This is a genomic window from Pseudomonas sp. NFACC56-3 (genome assembly GCF_900100025.1).
Taxonomy (GTDB): domain Bacteria; phylum Pseudomonadota; class Gammaproteobacteria; order Pseudomonadales; family Pseudomonadaceae; genus Aquipseudomonas; species Aquipseudomonas fluorescens_AA.
Genome location: NZ_FMTK01000002.1, coordinates 369,365 through 383,372 on the forward strand (window position 1 = coordinate 369,365; position 14,008 = coordinate 383,372).

General features: G+C 61.3%; 17 protein-coding genes. 10 read left to right on the top strand and 7 right to left on the bottom strand.

Translation table 11 applies throughout. The features are described 5' to 3' along the window. Positions 1 to 179: 179 nt before the first annotated feature. Both BLO80_RS04660 and BLO80_RS04665 read left to right on the top strand, forming a co-directional pair. Positions 180 to 1,073: a sensor histidine kinase gene (locus BLO80_RS04660; protein ID WP_092327064.1), complete on the top strand. Its 894-nt coding sequence runs from the start codon at positions 180 to 182 to the stop codon at positions 1,071 to 1,073. Beyond that, complete coding sequence (locus BLO80_RS04665) at positions 1,070 to 1,729, top strand: response regulator (protein ID WP_092327066.1); 660 nt, start codon at positions 1,070 to 1,072, stop codon at positions 1,727 to 1,729. Before BLO80_RS04660 ends, BLO80_RS04665 begins: the two co-directional genes overlap by 4 nt. Here the strand turns inward: BLO80_RS04665 and yegS are convergent. Continuing rightward, the gene (yegS, locus tag BLO80_RS04670; protein WP_092327067.1) at positions 1,713 to 2,630 is read right to left on the bottom strand and encodes a lipid kinase YegS; all 918 of its coding nucleotides are present in this window, start codon (positions 2,628 to 2,630) and stop codon (positions 1,713 to 1,715) included. The genes BLO80_RS04665 and yegS overlap by 17 nt on opposite strands. 316 nt (positions 2,631 to 2,946) lie before the next feature. Between yegS and BLO80_RS30165 the strand changes: the two genes are divergently transcribed. After that, entirely contained in the window at positions 2,947 to 3,255 is a 309-nt protein-coding gene (locus BLO80_RS30165; RefSeq protein ID WP_256326538.1) for a hypothetical protein, read from the top strand. A gap of 58 nt (positions 3,256 to 3,313) precedes the next feature. On the opposite strand, the gene glp is transcribed toward BLO80_RS30165, so the two are convergent. Both glp and moaB read right to left on the bottom strand, forming a co-directional pair. Next, a complete protein-coding gene (glp, locus tag BLO80_RS04680; protein WP_175459455.1) occupies positions 3,314 to 4,501 on the bottom strand; it encodes a molybdopterin molybdotransferase MoeA in 1,188 nt (395 codons plus the stop codon). A gap of 22 nt (positions 4,502 to 4,523) precedes the next feature. Further along, entirely contained in the window at positions 4,524 to 5,063 is a 540-nt protein-coding gene (gene moaB / locus BLO80_RS04685) for a molybdenum cofactor biosynthesis protein B (RefSeq protein WP_053120541.1), read from the bottom strand. 78 nt (positions 5,064 to 5,141) lie between these two features. On the opposite strand from moaB, the gene mobA reads away from it, so the two are divergent. Beyond that, positions 5,142 to 5,744 carry a molybdenum cofactor guanylyltransferase MobA gene (gene mobA / locus BLO80_RS04690; RefSeq protein ID WP_092327070.1) on the top strand — a complete coding sequence of 201 codons (603 nt, stop codon included), beginning with the start codon at positions 5,142 to 5,144 and terminating at the stop codon, positions 5,742 to 5,744. 74 nt (positions 5,745 to 5,818) lie between these two features. Further along, positions 5,819 to 6,040 carry a YgdI/YgdR family lipoprotein gene (locus BLO80_RS04695; RefSeq protein WP_003199454.1) on the top strand — a complete coding sequence of 74 codons (222 nt, stop codon included), beginning with the start codon at positions 5,819 to 5,821 and terminating at the stop codon, positions 6,038 to 6,040. A gap of 77 nt (positions 6,041 to 6,117) precedes the next feature. Here BLO80_RS04695 and BLO80_RS04700 read toward each other — a convergent pair whose 3' ends face one another. The 3 genes from BLO80_RS04700 to BLO80_RS04710 all read right to left on the bottom strand — a co-directional run bounded on the left by BLO80_RS04700 (position 6,118) and on the right by BLO80_RS04710 (position 7,730). Further along, the gene (locus BLO80_RS04700) at positions 6,118 to 7,008 is read right to left on the bottom strand and encodes a pseudouridine synthase (protein WP_092327072.1); all 891 of its coding nucleotides are present in this window, start codon (positions 7,006 to 7,008) and stop codon (positions 6,118 to 6,120) included. 72 nt (positions 7,009 to 7,080) lie between these two features. Next, complete coding sequence (locus tag BLO80_RS04705) at positions 7,081 to 7,401, bottom strand: hypothetical protein (protein ID WP_060738522.1); 321 nt, start codon at positions 7,399 to 7,401, stop codon at positions 7,081 to 7,083. Positions 7,402 to 7,493: 92 nt separating this feature from the next. Continuing rightward, the gene (locus BLO80_RS04710; RefSeq protein ID WP_092327073.1) at positions 7,494 to 7,730 is read right to left on the bottom strand and encodes a glutaredoxin family protein; all 237 of its coding nucleotides are present in this window, start codon (positions 7,728 to 7,730) and stop codon (positions 7,494 to 7,496) included. 189 nt (positions 7,731 to 7,919) lie between these two features. On the opposite strand from BLO80_RS04710, the gene BLO80_RS04715 reads away from it, so the two are divergent. Continuing rightward, entirely contained in the window at positions 7,920 to 9,632 is a 1,713-nt protein-coding gene (locus BLO80_RS04715; RefSeq protein ID WP_092327075.1) for a cation:proton antiporter, read from the top strand. Positions 9,633 to 9,661: 29 nt separating this feature from the next. On the opposite strand, the gene BLO80_RS04720 is transcribed toward BLO80_RS04715, so the two are convergent. Further along, complete coding sequence (locus BLO80_RS04720) at positions 9,662 to 10,870, bottom strand: ammonium transporter (RefSeq protein WP_092327076.1); 1,209 nt, start codon at positions 10,868 to 10,870, stop codon at positions 9,662 to 9,664. Between the two features lie 338 nt (positions 10,871 to 11,208). Here BLO80_RS04720 and BLO80_RS04725 point away from each other — a divergent pair, with 338 nt between their 5' ends. The 4 genes from BLO80_RS04725 (at position 11,209) to BLO80_RS04740 (ending at position 13,702) form a co-directional block, all read left to right on the top strand. Beyond that, complete coding sequence (locus BLO80_RS04725; protein WP_060738526.1) at positions 11,209 to 11,523, top strand: ElaB/YgaM/YqjD family protein; 315 nt, start codon at positions 11,209 to 11,211, stop codon at positions 11,521 to 11,523. 2 nt (positions 11,524 to 11,525) lie between these two features. Beyond that, positions 11,526 to 11,915, top strand: a complete 390-nt coding sequence (locus BLO80_RS04730) for a phage holin family protein (protein WP_060738527.1) — start codon at positions 11,526 to 11,528, stop codon at positions 11,913 to 11,915. Next, entirely contained in the window at positions 11,912 to 12,247 is a 336-nt protein-coding gene (locus BLO80_RS04735) for a hypothetical protein (protein ID WP_072408007.1), read from the top strand. The genes BLO80_RS04730 and BLO80_RS04735 overlap by 4 nt, the downstream gene beginning before the upstream one ends. A gap of 126 nt (positions 12,248 to 12,373) precedes the next feature. After that, positions 12,374 to 13,702, top strand: a complete 1,329-nt coding sequence (locus BLO80_RS04740) for a deoxyguanosinetriphosphate triphosphohydrolase (RefSeq protein WP_092327078.1) — start codon at positions 12,374 to 12,376, stop codon at positions 13,700 to 13,702. Positions 13,703 to 14,008 lie beyond the last annotated feature (306 nt).

The following is a 14,008-nucleotide window of genomic DNA, read 5'->3' on the forward strand; positions in this document are numbered from 1 at the left end:
CATGCCGAGCGCGACCAACGATAGGCGAAGTGGTACTATCTCCCGCGTCAGCCACTTCCAGGCAGCGCCGTAATAGCCGCCAACCGAAGCTGCCTTCGACCTGAAACGTTTACCCGACCCGGCCCGTCAGATGAGCTGACCGGCCTGCCCGCAGCGAACATTCATTGGCTCCATCCGCTATGCACGCCAGCCTCAAGTCATTCATCACCTGGCCTCCCTCCCGAGAAAACGCCCGTCGCTTCACATTATTGTTGTGCATGTGCTCGACCCTCGGCTGCCTGCTGACCTACCTGTACGCCCATACGGTGCCGCTGGGCCTGCTGGCGCTGAATGTCGCGGCCTTGAGCTGTGTCTGGATCCACCATCGATTGTCGCGCAAGTCCATCAAGTTCCAGCCCCAGGAGTTGGCCGACCGGTTGCTCGAGGTCCAGGAAAATGAGCGCCATCGGCTCAGCCGCGAATTGCACGACGACATTGGCCAATTGCTGACCGCGGCGAAACTGCAAAGCGAATGGCTCAAGCGGCGGATCCCGGAAGAATTGCAAGGTCAGTGCGCGCTCCTGTGCGAGACCCTGGACGAAACCCTCAACAAGGTCCGCGACGTATCGGCGATCCTCAACCCCAGGGAACTGACCAGCCTGGGGCTTGAGGCCAGCCTGCGGGCGCACCTGCTCAAGACCCTGGCCAACGTCCCGGTGAAGTGGAGCCTCGATTGCCAGCAGCGCATGACGGGCATCCCGGAGGAGATGTCGGTCGCGGTGTTCCGGATCACCCAGGAAGCGGTCACCAATATCTTGCGCCATGCCCGGGCGACGAATCTGCTGGTACGCCTGCAACGCCTGCCCGACGGCCTGACCCTGCTGATCAGCGACGATGGCCAGGGATTTGTCCCGGCCAGCCACCCCGCTCGCGAAGGTCAACGGGGCATGGCCGGCATGTCGGAGCGGGTCGAACAACTGGGCGGCACTCTCAAGGTCGTGAGCGAGGCCGGCAAAGGCACGCACATCGAAGCATGCTTTCCCTGGGCACCGCGTGCCCTGGAGCGAGCCAGCAAGAATAAGGTTCTCCTTTGATTTGTAATTTACTTCTGGTCGATGACCACTCCCTGATCAGGGCCGGCGTACGCGCCCTGGTCATGGATATCCCGGACTATGCCGTGATCGGCGAAGCCAATGACGGCACACAATTGTTGGAGCTGGTAGAACGGCTGAACCCCGACATCGTGCTGCTGGACATTTCCATGAAGGACACCAGCGGCCTGGATGCCTTGCAACAGCTCAAACGGGTGCGCCCACACAGCAAGGTGCTGATCCTGTCGATGCATACGGATCCTGCGCTGATCATGCAGGCGCTGGAATCAGGCGCCCATGGCTACCTGCTCAAGGACACCACCGCCACCGAGCTGAGACACGCCCTGGAAGCGCTGCGCAATGACGAACGCTACCTGAGCCCGGCCATCGCCCACACGGTGATCAACCAGGCGCTGACCCGCGTCCAGAAACATCAGCCGGACCCTGCCCAGACCCATAACCTGACGGCACGCCAGCTGGAAATTCTGCGGTTGATCGTGCGCGGCAAATCCACTCGGGAAATTGCCAATGGGCTGAACCTGAGCGTCAAGACCGTGGAAACCCACCGGGCGCAAGTCATGAAGCGCTTGCAGATCCATGACGTGGCCGGTCTTGTGCTGTTCGCGGTGCGTGAGCAAATCATCAGCCTGGATGACTGAGCGCCGTCGCGCCGCCCAACAGCGGCGAATCGGACGGCAGGTGCAGCCGCAGCGCCTTCGGGCGGACAGTGAAGCGCAGGGTGTCGACCTGCAACGGTTCGCCATCGAGATTGATGTCCAGGCCTCGCGCGACCTTGATTTCCACCCATGGCAAGCGCGCACGGACAAACATGTTGTCGATGCCCAGGCCGCCCGCCAGCAAGTCTTTCAACGTACTGACCACTTCCTGGGGCGCCGGCAGGATGCTGATGTCCAACAACCCATCATCAGCCAACGCTTGCGGGCACAGCACATGGCCTCCCCCCGCCTGCCGGCCATTACCGATGCCCAGCGCAAGCAAATCGCCCTGCCAGTAAAAATCGGGGCCCTGTAACTCACCATAGACGGTACTCAGTTCACTGAATCGAGACAGGCCCGTGAACAGGTAGGCGGCGCCGCCCAAGACCTTCTTGAGATCCTCGGAGGTGTTCGCCGTCACCTGGCTGCCAAAACCGCCGGTGGCCATGTTCAGGAAAATCCGCCCGCCGACTTCACCCACATCAACGGCCTGCGGCACAGTGTCCAATAGATCCAGGGCCTGCGCGGGTTCCAACGGAACACCCGCCGCCCGAGCGAAATCATTGGCCGTGCCCAGCGGCAGCAATACCAGGCTGGCATCGCTGGACTTCTGGGTGATCGCTTCGGCGATATCACGCAAGGTTCCATCACCGCCGCCGGCGATCAGTCGCGTATAACCGGCATCCAGGGCTTCATCGACGCATCGCTGGGCATCACCGGCTTCCCAGGTCAACCGTACCGCCAGCTCCCAGCCTTGTTCGCGCTTGAGCATCACTGCCGAGCGAACCTCTTCGTTGAGCGCTTGCTTGCCATGCAGAATCAACAGCGCCTTGCCTTTGCTCATCGTAGTCTCCGTCATTGGAAGGTTCAGGCATGGGACCGCTCATTGGCGCGAAAAAGCCCGGCGTGTCTCAATTTATTAGACGAGCAGAACGGATGGCCCGATCGACACGCCCTGATTCGAAGAGTTTTCTTACAAGATCTGGCGAATCAGCTCAATTGACCCTCTAGCGGTATTGAGACACCTTGGCTTCATGTTTTGCTGGATCGCTTAAACCCTCATCACACAAGGAAGCATTCTCCCATGGATGGATACGTCACGGCCCGCAGGGGCCGGATCAGTCGCTCGAGCAGTTATGGCCAAGGGGATGGACCATCCCATGCATAACCGTGAATACAAGCTGTCGCCCCGGCAGCTCGCGTCCTTTGGAAGCGGGCGCGCCGATACTCGAAACGAATGCAAAAGTTGCAGTAATCCCGTTGGAGGAATTGATTTGGAACCGCGCGTCGTTGAACTGGAAACTCACCTCAAATACATCCGCAAAGACATGGATGAAATACGCACCGACGTCAAGGTGATCCGCCACAGGCTGGCCTATTCGGCTGGCGCTGCGGCGGTGGTGCTCGGTCTGCTGGGCTGGATCGCCAACAATCGATTCGATCAGTTGGTGATGCTGCTCACGCGATAGAGGTGAGGCGCGCAAAGGCCCGGGCGTCCAACTCGGGCCGGAGAACAGCTGCCAGGTGCTAGCCCAGGACTTCGCTCAAGGGAATGAAGCCCACTTCGTCGCCCTCCACCAGCGTCTGTCCCTCGAGCACCTCGACCAACCCGTCGGCCCAGGCCGCGCTGCGCAGGACACCCGAGCTCTGGTTTCGGTAAATGATCGCTCGACCGTTCTCCATACGGCCTCGCAGGTACTCTCGGCGACCGCCCGCCTTTGGCCAGGCGAAACCGGCCGGCACCTTGAACTTGAGTGGCGCCACCGACTGAACGCCTTGGCGTCGCAATAGGTAAGGCCTTGCCAGCAGGGCGAACGTCACGAGGGTCGAAGCGGGGTTTCCAGGCAGGCCTATGACCGGCACGCCACGGTAATGCCCGAACGTCAGCGGCTTACCCGGTTTGATGGCGAGTTTCCACAGCGCCAGCTCCCCGTCCTCGCGCAAGGCGATACCCAGGAAGTCCGCCTCTCCCACCGATACCCCGCCGGTGGAGAGGATCAGGTCGACATCCGACAACTGTGCCAGGCGCTCACGGGTGGCCGACAAATCGTCGGGCAGGATACCCGCGTCAACCACCTCGCAGCCCATGCGTTGCAGCCAGCCACACAGCAGCACGCGGTTGCTGTTATAGATCTGGCCAGGCCCCAACGCCTGACCGGGCTCGACCAGTTCATCGCCCGTGGACAGGACGGCGACGCGGGCCTTGCGCACCACATCCAGCGATGCACAGCCCAAGGACGCCGCCAAACCCAGCTCGATCGGCCCCAGGCGAGTCCCGGCAGAAAGGACTTGCTCGCCAACGGTGGTCTCCTGTCCCTGGGGACGAATGTTCTGCCCACTGACCATGGGCTCGGTAAACCGCACCCGCTGGTCGCTTTCCACCACGGCGTTTTCCTGCATCTCGACGCAATCGGCGCCGGCAGGGACTGGCGCTCCCGTGAAGATCCGCGCGCAGGTACCAACGGCCAACGGCTCCGGAGCCTGGCCGGCGAAAATCCGCTGGCTGACCACCAATGGCTCGCCGTTCCAGTCCGCCAGCCGCAAGGCATAGCCATCCATGGCGCTGTTGGGCCATGGCGGCAAATCAAGGGTCGATACCAGATCCTCGGCGAGCACTCGCCCTGACGCTGCGGCCAAAGGCAAATGCTCGCGCTGAACGATCGGCGTGGCCGCCGCCATCTCGAGCAGCCGCTCCAACGCCACCTCAACGGCCATCAAGGCACCGGCCTTGCCCGGTTTACCCACGGGATTCACAAGGGGCTGCCTGTTTCAAATGGGCCACGAAGTTGCACGGACGATGCCGCACATCCAATTGTTCGGCCAGGATCCCATCCCATCCGGTACGCACCGCGTTGGTCGACCCCGGCAGGCAACAGACCAGCGTGCCATTGGCCAGGCCCGCCAGCGCGCGGGACTGCACGGTGGAAGTGCCGATGTCGGCCACTGATATCTGGCGGAACAACTCGCCAAACCCATCGACCTGCTTGTCCAGCAGACACGTGACGGCTTCCGGCGTGCTGTCACGCCCCGTGAAACCGGTGCCGCCGGTGATCAGCACCACTTGCACCACGTCTTCGGCAATCCAGGTCGCGACTTGCGCCCGGATCTTGTACAAATCATCTTTGAGCAGGACCCGCGCCGCCAGGTTGTGACCGGCCGCCGTGAGCCGATCGACGAAGACCTGCCCGGACGTATCGGTTTCCAGGGTACGGGTGTCACTGACTGTCAGCACCGCGATATTGAGCGGCACGAAAGGTACATCAGCCTTGGCTTTCATAGGCTCGTCCAGTTGTGGAGGAAACAGCCCGGTGTTATATCACAGCGCCTTATTTTTTCGCCCGTGCGGAGACACGCCATGACCTCGATTACGCCGCTGCCATCCTGCTCCATTCTGCTCTTGGCGGGTGGCCGCGGGCAACGCATGGGCGGTCAGGACAAAGGCCTGGTACAGTGGCAAGGCGAACCATTGATTGCCCATATCCATCGCCAGACCCGCGCCCTGAGCGATGACCTGATCATTTCCTGCAACCGTAATGCACAACGTTATGCAGCGTATGCCGATCAGTTGGTGCATGACGAGGAAGGCGACTTTCCCGGGCCATTGGCGGGCATCCGGGCAGGTCTCAAGGCTGCGAGGCATCCGTATTTGCTGGTGCTGCCGTGCGACGTGCCGCAGGTCGACGCCAGCCTGCTCGACAACATGCGCAGCACGGCCAGCCAGCACCCCGATCAGCCATTGATGGTGCGGCACGGCGAGCATTGGGAACCGCTGCTGTGTGTCATCCCGTTGGCCCTGGCAGCGAGCTTCGAAAAAGCCTGGGGCGAAGGCGAACGCAGCCCCGGTCGAATCATGCGCGCGCTGCACGCCGTTGCCTTGCAATGCCCTGCCGACGATCCGCGGCTGGCCAATCTGAACACCCCGGAGTTACTGGCCCGACATAAAGGCGTGTCAGATTGACACTAGCCAGGAACTTGCGCGCAATGTATACGTCTGAAGGTCAGTAACTTGAAGAATCCATTCGGAGAAACACCATGACACAACGGACCCTCGCCACGTTCATGCTCGCTCTGGGCCTCGCCACCCTTGCCGGGTGCGCTTCGCCAACAGTGATCACCTTGAATGACGGTCGCGAAATCCAGGCCGTCGATACCCCCCATTACGATGAAGAAAGCGGCTTCTACGAATTCGAGCAACTGGATGGCAAGCAGACTCGCGTGAACAAGGATCAGGTTCGTACCGTTAAAGACCTGTAATCTTCAGCGCTACCGCCAGATACGAAAAGCCCGCAACATTTGCGGGCTTTTTTATGCCTGGTCGAAAATCATGGGCACTACCACTGCAATGTAATCTCGCTCTGGAATACACGCTCCTGGCCAGTGACCGGATCGATGAAACGCAGCCCGTGTGCCAGTAGCTTGAGCGGGTTGGCGTAGTCATCCTCGGTATCCCGAAGCACGTCAGGGTAAAACGGATCGTTGCAGATGCTCGCTCCCAGGGCATTCATATGCACCCGCAACTGGTGTTTCTTGCCCGTGACCGGAGACAACCCGTAGCGCCACAGGTCACCGTGTCTTTCCAGCACTTCGATGGTCGTTTCGGTATTGGGCTCACCCGGCCCCTCCTGCATCCGAAAGAACGGCTCACCGTCGATCATCCGGCTTCTATGCACCCGGGGAAAGGTCAACCCAGGCAACGCGCGGGCAATGGCCTGGTAGCGTTTTTCGATCTGCCGCGTCGGGAATAACGACTGATACGCCGAACGGGTGTGCGGATTGGCGGAAAACAACACCAGCCCGGCGGTGTGCCGGTCGATGCGGTGCAGGGGCACCAGATGCGGGTTGTCCAGCCGCCGGATCAGCCGTCGCAACAAGGTTTGCTCGACGTATTCGCCCGCCGGAGTGACAGGCAGAAAATGCGGTTTGTCTGCCACCACCAGATGCTCGTCGGCATACAGGATCGACTCCACCACCGGGATCGGCTTCTCGTCGCGGACCTCACGGAAGTAGTGGATGCGCAGGCCTTCGCGGTACGGCAAATCGACATGGATGGCCTTGCCTTCCCCGTCCAATACCCGGCCCCGGGCGATCCGATCCAGCCACTGCTCGCGACTGATGGCGCTGAAATGCTCGCACAGGCACTCCAGCACCGTCGGCCAGGACCCGGGCGGCAGATACAGCGTACTGGCCTGATGATGAGCGGCGGAAAACGATGAACCGGACATTGAAAACTCTCAGGCGTTTTTGCAGGGCGGCATTATCCGACAGTCGCACCGCTCAGCCCAGCGATGATTGCTCTACGCTGTGACTGACGTCGATTTGGCCGCCGCTTCGGTGAATTCCTTCAACCAGCGCAGCACGTCCACCGCCTCCCAGCGGCCTGGATCGTACAGCGCGTACAGCAACCCCTGGTAACCCACCACATCCAACTGTTTGTGATAGCCGGCACGCTGGAACAACGCTTCGATCTCGGCGAAACAGGTGTTGAAATGCAGTTTATTGAAGGGCGTCTTGCCTTCGGTCACCAAGCCATCCAGGCGTAGCTCCAGGACCGCCTCACGCACAACGTCCGCGGACATCCTGTTTACGCTGCTTTTCAGTTGTTCGACATTGACCAAGGGGATGCACTCCAGATAGCTGTATGAACATACAGTAACCGAAGCTTGCTACTTTCGCCAACCGCTGTCTTGGGAACCGACGGACGCGTCGCTCAACGGAGGAAGGTCACGATCTGTTCAGCCTCGAAGGGCCAGTCCAGCTCGGCACCGGTATCCAGCCTGCGCAACACGGGGATACGCAGACCATAATCGTCCACCCAGGCTTGACGTTCCGAAATGTCCACCAGCTCCACCAACAATCCATGTTCGACGAAAGGCATCAGCACCCCTTCGGCGACCTCACAAAGATGACACCCCAGGGTGCCGAACAACTGGCATTCAGGAAGCATGGCGGGTAGACCCAAAAAACATAGACGGTCATTCTAGGCCCGCCTCGGAAAACCGTCGAGTCGCTGGCTCGCTTCCGGGTGTTTCGGTAAAACGCTGATGCAAATCACTGAACATAAATGCTTTTCCAGCGACGCTGGTCACGTTTTCCCCTCTACGCTGTGCGTTGTAGCCTTGAAGCGGAGTTCCCCTTGTTTGCCAACCTGCTGATCATCCTTGCCTCGTCCCTGGTGGTCATCGCCCTCTTCAGGCGGCTGCGCCTGCCGCCCGTGCTGGGTTATCTCTGTGTCGGGCTGGCGGTCGGGCCTACCGCGCTGGACTGGGTCAACGACAGCGAAGAACTGCCAGACCTGGCCGAGCTTGGGGTGGTGTTCCTGTTGTTCTCGTTGGGGCTGGAGTTTTCCCTGTCGAAAATGCTCGAACTGCGTCGGGTCGTGTTCGGCCTCGGCAGCCTGCAGGTGTTGTGTTCCGGGGCGCTGCTCGCGGGATTGCTGGCCGTGTGCGGCGCGCCGATGATCGCCGCGCTGCTGCTCGGTGCGGGGCTGGCCTTGTCCTCCACCGCCATTGTCAGCAAGGAGTTGACCAGCCTGGGCGAGATCTTCAGCAGCCACGGCCAGAACGCCATTGGCGTGTTGTTGTTCCAGGACGTCGTCGCGGTGCTGCTGCTGACCCTGGTGCCGGTCTTCGCCGGCAGCAGCGAACACCCGTGGTACTGGGCGCTACCGCTGACCCTGGGCAAGACCCTGGTGCTGTTCGGTGGCCTGCTGCTGGCCAGCCGGCTGCTGTTGCCCCGGCTGTTCCATGAGGTGGCGGCGTCCCGGTCCGCAGAACTGTTCGTGCTGCTGGCCCTGGTGATCGTGCTGCTGACGGCATGGCTGACCCATTTGCTCGGCTTGTCGCCGGCCCTGGGGGCTTTCCTGGCGGGCATGTTGCTGGGGGAAAGCCACTACCGGCATCAGATCGAAGCCGACATACGCCCGTTCCGCGACATCCTGCTGGGGCTGTTTTTCGTCAGCATCGGCATGCTGATCGATCTGCGACTGTTGCGCGACGACGGCCTTTTGATCCTGAGCTTGACCCTCGGCTTGATGCTCCTCAAGGGCTGCGTGGTCGCCGCCCTGGTGAAATGGCGCGGCAGTGACGGGGAAACTGCCTGGCGCAGTGGCCTGGCCCTGGCCCAGGGCGGCGAATTCTGTTTTGCCTTGATGGCGCTGATGCAACAGAACCGCCTCATGCCCGCCGACATCAGCGGCCTGCTGCTGGCCGCGACGTTCTGCTCGATGCTGCTGACCCCGCTGTTGCTGCGTGCGGCGCCACGCATCGCCGCGCGCCTGCATCGCAAACCCAACGAAGAGGCGCAACTGGACCAGATCAGCGCACTCAATGCCGGCTTGTCGGATCACGTGGTGATTTGCGGCTATGGGCGCGTCGGCCAGTCCATCGGGCGCTTCCTGCGCCGCGAAGGCCAGGCGTTCGTCGCCCTGGATGACGACCCGGTGATCATCCGGGAAGCCACCGTCGGGGAAAACTGCGTGCATTACGGCGATTCGCGACGGAGTGACCTGCTCGCCGCCGTTGGCTTGAGCCGCGCCAGGCTATTGGTGATCGCGGTGGACAAGACCGACATCGCCATCACCGTGCTCAAGGCGGCCCGACGGATCAACCAACAGGTGCCGATCCTGGTGCGCACCCGAGACGACAGCCAATTGGCCGAATTGCAGGCAGCCGGGGCCAGCGAAGTGGTCCCGGAACTGTTGGAATCGAGCCTGATGCTGGCGTCCCACGCCCTGATCATGCTCGGCCTGCCCGAACAACAAGTCCGGCATCATGTGGATCAGGTCCGTCATGATCGTTATCGCCTGCTCCACGGTTTTTACCCTGGCAACCAGGACAAGGAGCTCTAGTGTCCTGCATCACAAATACTGTGCAACGATCAGTCCTGGCTGACCGCGCCGATCTTGTGAATCGACAGGTCGGCGCCGTAGTACTCTTCTTCCTGGGTCAGGCGCAGCCCCAGCACGGCCTTGACCACGCCATAGACCGCGAACCCACCGGCCAAGGCGACGACAACACCCAGCGCCGTGCCGATCAACTGGCTGATCAGGCTGACCCCACCCAGGCCGCCCAGGGCCCCCTGGCCAAAGACGCCACAGGCAATGCCACCCCAGACCCCGCACAACCCGTGCAGCGGCCAGACGCCGAGCACGTCGTCGATCTTCCATTTGCCTTGGGCCGCCGTGAAGCACCAGACGAACAAGGCACCGGCAATGGCACCGGTGGCCAGCGCCCCCACCGGGTGCATCAGGTCGGAACCGGCACAGACCGCCACCAACCCGGCCAGCGGGCCGTTGTGCAGGAAGCCTGGGTCATTGCGCCCGACAATCAATGCCGCCACGGTACCGCCCACCATGGCCATCAACGAATTGACCGCCACCAGCCCGCTCACCCCAGGCAGGGTCTGGGCACTCATCACGTTGAAGCCGAACCAGCCGACAATCAGGATCCACGAGCCCAAGGCCAGGAATGGAATGCTCGAAGGCGCGAACGCCACCAGGCGACCGTCCCGGTAGCGGCCATTACGCGGGCCGAGCAAAAGCACCGCGGCCAACGCCAGCCAGCCGCCCATGGCATGTACCACCACGGAACCGGCGAAGTCATGGAAACTGGCGCCGAACCGAGCTTGCAACCAAGCCTGCAAGCCAAAATTGCCGTTCCAGACCAGGCCTTCGAAAAACGGGTAGACAAACGCCACGATCAACACCGTGGCGCACAACTGCGGCGCGAACCGCGCACGCTCGGCGATACCGCCGGAAATGATGGCCGGGATCGCGGCGGCAAAGGTCAACAGGAAGAAGAACTTCACCAGGCTGTAGCCATGATCGGTGCTGAGTACCGACGCTGGCTGCAGGAAGGTCACGCCGTAGGAAATCCAATATCCGACAAAGAAGTAGGCCAGGGTCGAGACCGCGAAATCGCTGAGGATTTTCGACAGCGCATTGACCTGGTTCTTCTGTCGGACCGTTCCCACTTCAAGGAACGCGAAGCCGGCATGCATGGCCAGGACCATGACCGCGCCGAGCAGGATGAACAGCGTGTTGGAGCTGTGGACCAGACTGTCCACGGCACTTTGCATATTTTCCATGGTGTTGGCAGACCTGAAAAAGTTGAAAAAAGCACCAAACCGGTTCGCTCGCCCCACGAACGCACCAAGTTGAAACGATTCATTGGCCGCGAGCAGGCCAATGAACTGCTTTGGTGCGTAGATCGGGCAAAAACGAGGTCCCGCTTCGAGGTGCTTCGCGGGTTTTGATTATTTGGTTAAGGTTTTACGAGCTTTCGCCCAGCTTCAGCGCACCGGCACAGGCTGACGCACCAGTACATGGCAGAAGCCTGAGCAAAAGTTGTACCAGCCACTTGCACTGAACCTTCCGACAAGGCTCATACTCGAACGCTTCAGACGTCACTTACGGAGATCCACCCATGGCCAGAACCCAGGCAAAGACTGCTCAAGAAATCCTGATGGAAGATTTTCAGACGCTGGTCAGCGACACGGAGCGCTTGCTCGATCACACCGCGACGCTGGCAGGCGATCAGGCCGATGCGCTGCGCGGCCAGATCCACGAAACCCTCCTGCGCGCCCGCGAAACGCTCAAGCTGACCGAAGACTCCATGCGCGAACGCGGCCAGGCTGCTGTAGTCGCCACCGAGGAGTACGTACAGGCCAACCCTTGGCAATCGGTAGGCATTGCCGCGGGCGTTGGTTTTCTGATCGGTCTGTTGGCGACACGGCGCTGATCATGGGTATCGACGAATCCGGCTCGTCCGAAGCGGGCACTCAACCCACAGCGCGCCGCCTGGGCGCCGCGTTTCTTGGCTTGCTGCACAGCCACGTCGAATTGTTCGGCATGGAGTTGCAGGAACAGAAGGCACGCACCGTCAGCCTCCTGCTGTTCGCCGGCCTGGCGCTGGTGTTCGGCCTGCTGCTGTTGGTCGGGCTTTCGGCGCTGGTGCTGATCCTGGTATGGGACACCTATCGTCTGTCGGGCATTATCGGCCTGTGCCTGTTCTACCTGCTGGCGGCCCTGTTCTGCGGTCTGCGGCTCAAGGCAGCGATCTATGACGAGTCCTCTCCTTTCAACGCCACCCTCGAAGAACTGGCCAATGACCGGGAGCGCCTGCTGCCATGAGCCTGCCTGATATTCCTCAAGCCCGGACACGACAGGAAATGCGCAAGGCACTGGTGCGCCTGCGCATGGAAATGCATCGCCAGGAGATCCGTCAGGAGACACGCCAATTGCTGCAACCCTTGCATCGGGTGCGCGGCTTGACGCAAAGCTGGCACGAAGGTTTCGGCATCAAGCATGCGCCACTGTGGGGCGTGGCGGCAGTGTCCCTGCTCGGCTTCTTCACCGGCAAGCGGACCCGCCATGGCGGTGGCGGTGGCTTGACAGGCCTGATCCGTCTGGCAACGACCTTGCTGCCGTTGGTCAAGCTGGCCAAGGACCTGCGCAAACCCTGACGACCGGCACCCTGTGGCGCGCGCCACAGGGTTACGTATCCGGTCCCTGCAAGCCCATAGGCCTTGCAGGGCGACCCACGAACCGGGAAGCTAGGGCATCGACATCATCGAACGGAGCAACCGGCCTTGGATTGGCATACCCTGCTGACTCGCGAACGTCTCGGAAAACCGCTGCACAGCCCGCAGGAACTGGGCCGTAGTCCCTTCCACAAGGACCATGACCGCATCATCTTTTCCGGTGCCTTTCGCCGCCTGGGGCGCAAGACGCAAGTGCATCCGGTTTCCAGCAACGACCACATCCACACGCGCCTGACCCATTCCCTGGAAGTCAGTTGCGTCGGGCGCTCTCTGGGCATGCGCGTGGGAGAAACCATCCGCAATGCCCTGCCCGACTGGTGCGAGCCCAGCGACCTGGGCATGGTGGTGCAATCGGCTTGCCTGGCCCACGACATTGGCAACCCGCCGTTCGGTCATTCCGGCGAGGACGCCATTCGCTATTGGTTCCAGCAGGCAGCCGGGCGAGGTTGGCTTGATGCGATGAGCGAAGCCGAGCGCAACGACTTCCTCAATTTCGAAGGCAACGCCCAAGGCTTCCGCGTCCTCACCCAGCTTGAATACCATCAGTTCGACGGCGGAACCCGGCTGACCTACGCCACCCTCGGTACGTATCTGAAATACCCCTGGACCGCACGCCACGCCGATTCCCTGGGCTACAAGAAGCACAAGTTCGGTTGCTACCAGAGCGAACTGCCACTGCTGGAGCAGATTGCCCACAAGCTCGGTTTGCCGCAGATCGAGGATCAACGTTGGGCACGGCATCCATTGGTGTACCTGATGGAGGCCGCCGATGACATCTGCTACGCGCTGATCGACCTGGAAGACGGCGTGGAGATGGATCTTCTGGAATACCCACAGGTGGAATCGCTGCTCCTGGACCTGGTGGGCGACGATCTTCCGGACACCTATCGGCAACTGGGGCCGCTGGACTCACGGCGGCGCAAACTGGCGATCCTGCGAGGCAAGGCCATCGAGCACCTGACCAACGCCGCCGCCCGGGCGTTTGTCGAGCAGCAGGAAGCGTTGCTTGCCGGCACGCTGTCAGGGGACCTGGTGGAACATATGCACGGCCCGGCAAAACGCTGCGTGTTGAATGCCAAGGACATGGCGCGCCGGAAAATCTTCCAGGACAAGCGCAAGACCCTGCATGAAATCGGCGCCTACACCACGCTGGAAATCCTGCTCAACGGCTTTTGCGGCGCAGCCCTCGAACAGTACGGCGGCCGCACGCCTTCGTTCAAGAATCGCCGCATTCTCGACCTGCTGGGGAACAATGCGCCGGATCCCAATGGCCCTTTGCATGGCGCGTTCCTGCGAATGATCGACTTCATCGCTGGCATGACCGACAGCTACGCCAGCGAAATGGCCCAGGAGATGACAGGCCGCACGCGCCAATAAAAGGCCCCCTTTGCAGCACCTCGAAAAAATGTGGGAGCGAGCCCGCTCGCGATGACGGAGGCACATCCGACAGATCCACCGCCATCGCGAGCAAGCTCGCTCCCACAGGGATTGCGGTGGCCACCTCACTCCCACCGGCGGATTAGCGGTGTATGTGGGCTTTGTAGCGCCATCCACAGGATTTTGAAGTAGATAAATACATGTAGGGCTTACACAAACCTCGATTAAAACGTTTCCTTTGTTTGCACAAACAACACAATCAAAGAAATATCCCTTCACACACTGCCAACACTTCCCTCTCTTACT

Coding starts and splice junctions, on each gene's coding strand:
- BLO80_RS04730 (WP_060738527.1), top strand. CDS start 11,526: ATGGGTATCGACGAATCCGGCTCGTCCGAAGCGGGCACTCAACCCACA.
- BLO80_RS04725 (WP_060738526.1), top strand. CDS start 11,209: ATGGCCAGAACCCAGGCAAAGACTGCTCAAGAAATCCTGATGGAAGAT.
- BLO80_RS04695 (WP_003199454.1), top strand. CDS start 5,819: ATGACACAACGGACCCTCGCCACGTTCATGCTCGCTCTGGGCCTCGCC.
- BLO80_RS04710 (WP_092327073.1), bottom strand. CDS start 7,730: ATGCTTCCTGAATGCCAGTTGTTCGGCACCCTGGGGTGTCATCTTTGT.
- BLO80_RS30165 (WP_256326538.1), top strand. CDS start 2,947: ATGCATAACCGTGAATACAAGCTGTCGCCCCGGCAGCTCGCGTCCTTT.
- BLO80_RS04660 (WP_092327064.1), top strand. CDS start 180: ATGCACGCCAGCCTCAAGTCATTCATCACCTGGCCTCCCTCCCGAGAA.
- moaB (WP_053120541.1), bottom strand. CDS start 5,063: ATGAAAGCCAAGGCTGATGTACCTTTCGTGCCGCTCAATATCGCGGTG.
- glp (WP_175459455.1), bottom strand. CDS start 4,501: ATGGCCGTTGAGGTGGCGTTGGAGCGGCTGCTCGAGATGGCGGCGGCC.
- BLO80_RS04720 (WP_092327076.1), bottom strand. CDS start 10,870: ATGGAAAATATGCAAAGTGCCGTGGACAGTCTGGTCCACAGCTCCAAC.
- BLO80_RS04700 (WP_092327072.1), bottom strand. CDS start 7,008: ATGTCCGGTTCATCGTTTTCCGCCGCTCATCATCAGGCCAGTACGCTG.
- mobA (WP_092327070.1), top strand. CDS start 5,142: ATGACCTCGATTACGCCGCTGCCATCCTGCTCCATTCTGCTCTTGGCG.
- yegS (WP_092327067.1), bottom strand. CDS start 2,630: ATGAGCAAAGGCAAGGCGCTGTTGATTCTGCATGGCAAGCAAGCGCTC.
- BLO80_RS04735 (WP_072408007.1), top strand. CDS start 11,912: ATGAGCCTGCCTGATATTCCTCAAGCCCGGACACGACAGGAAATGCGC.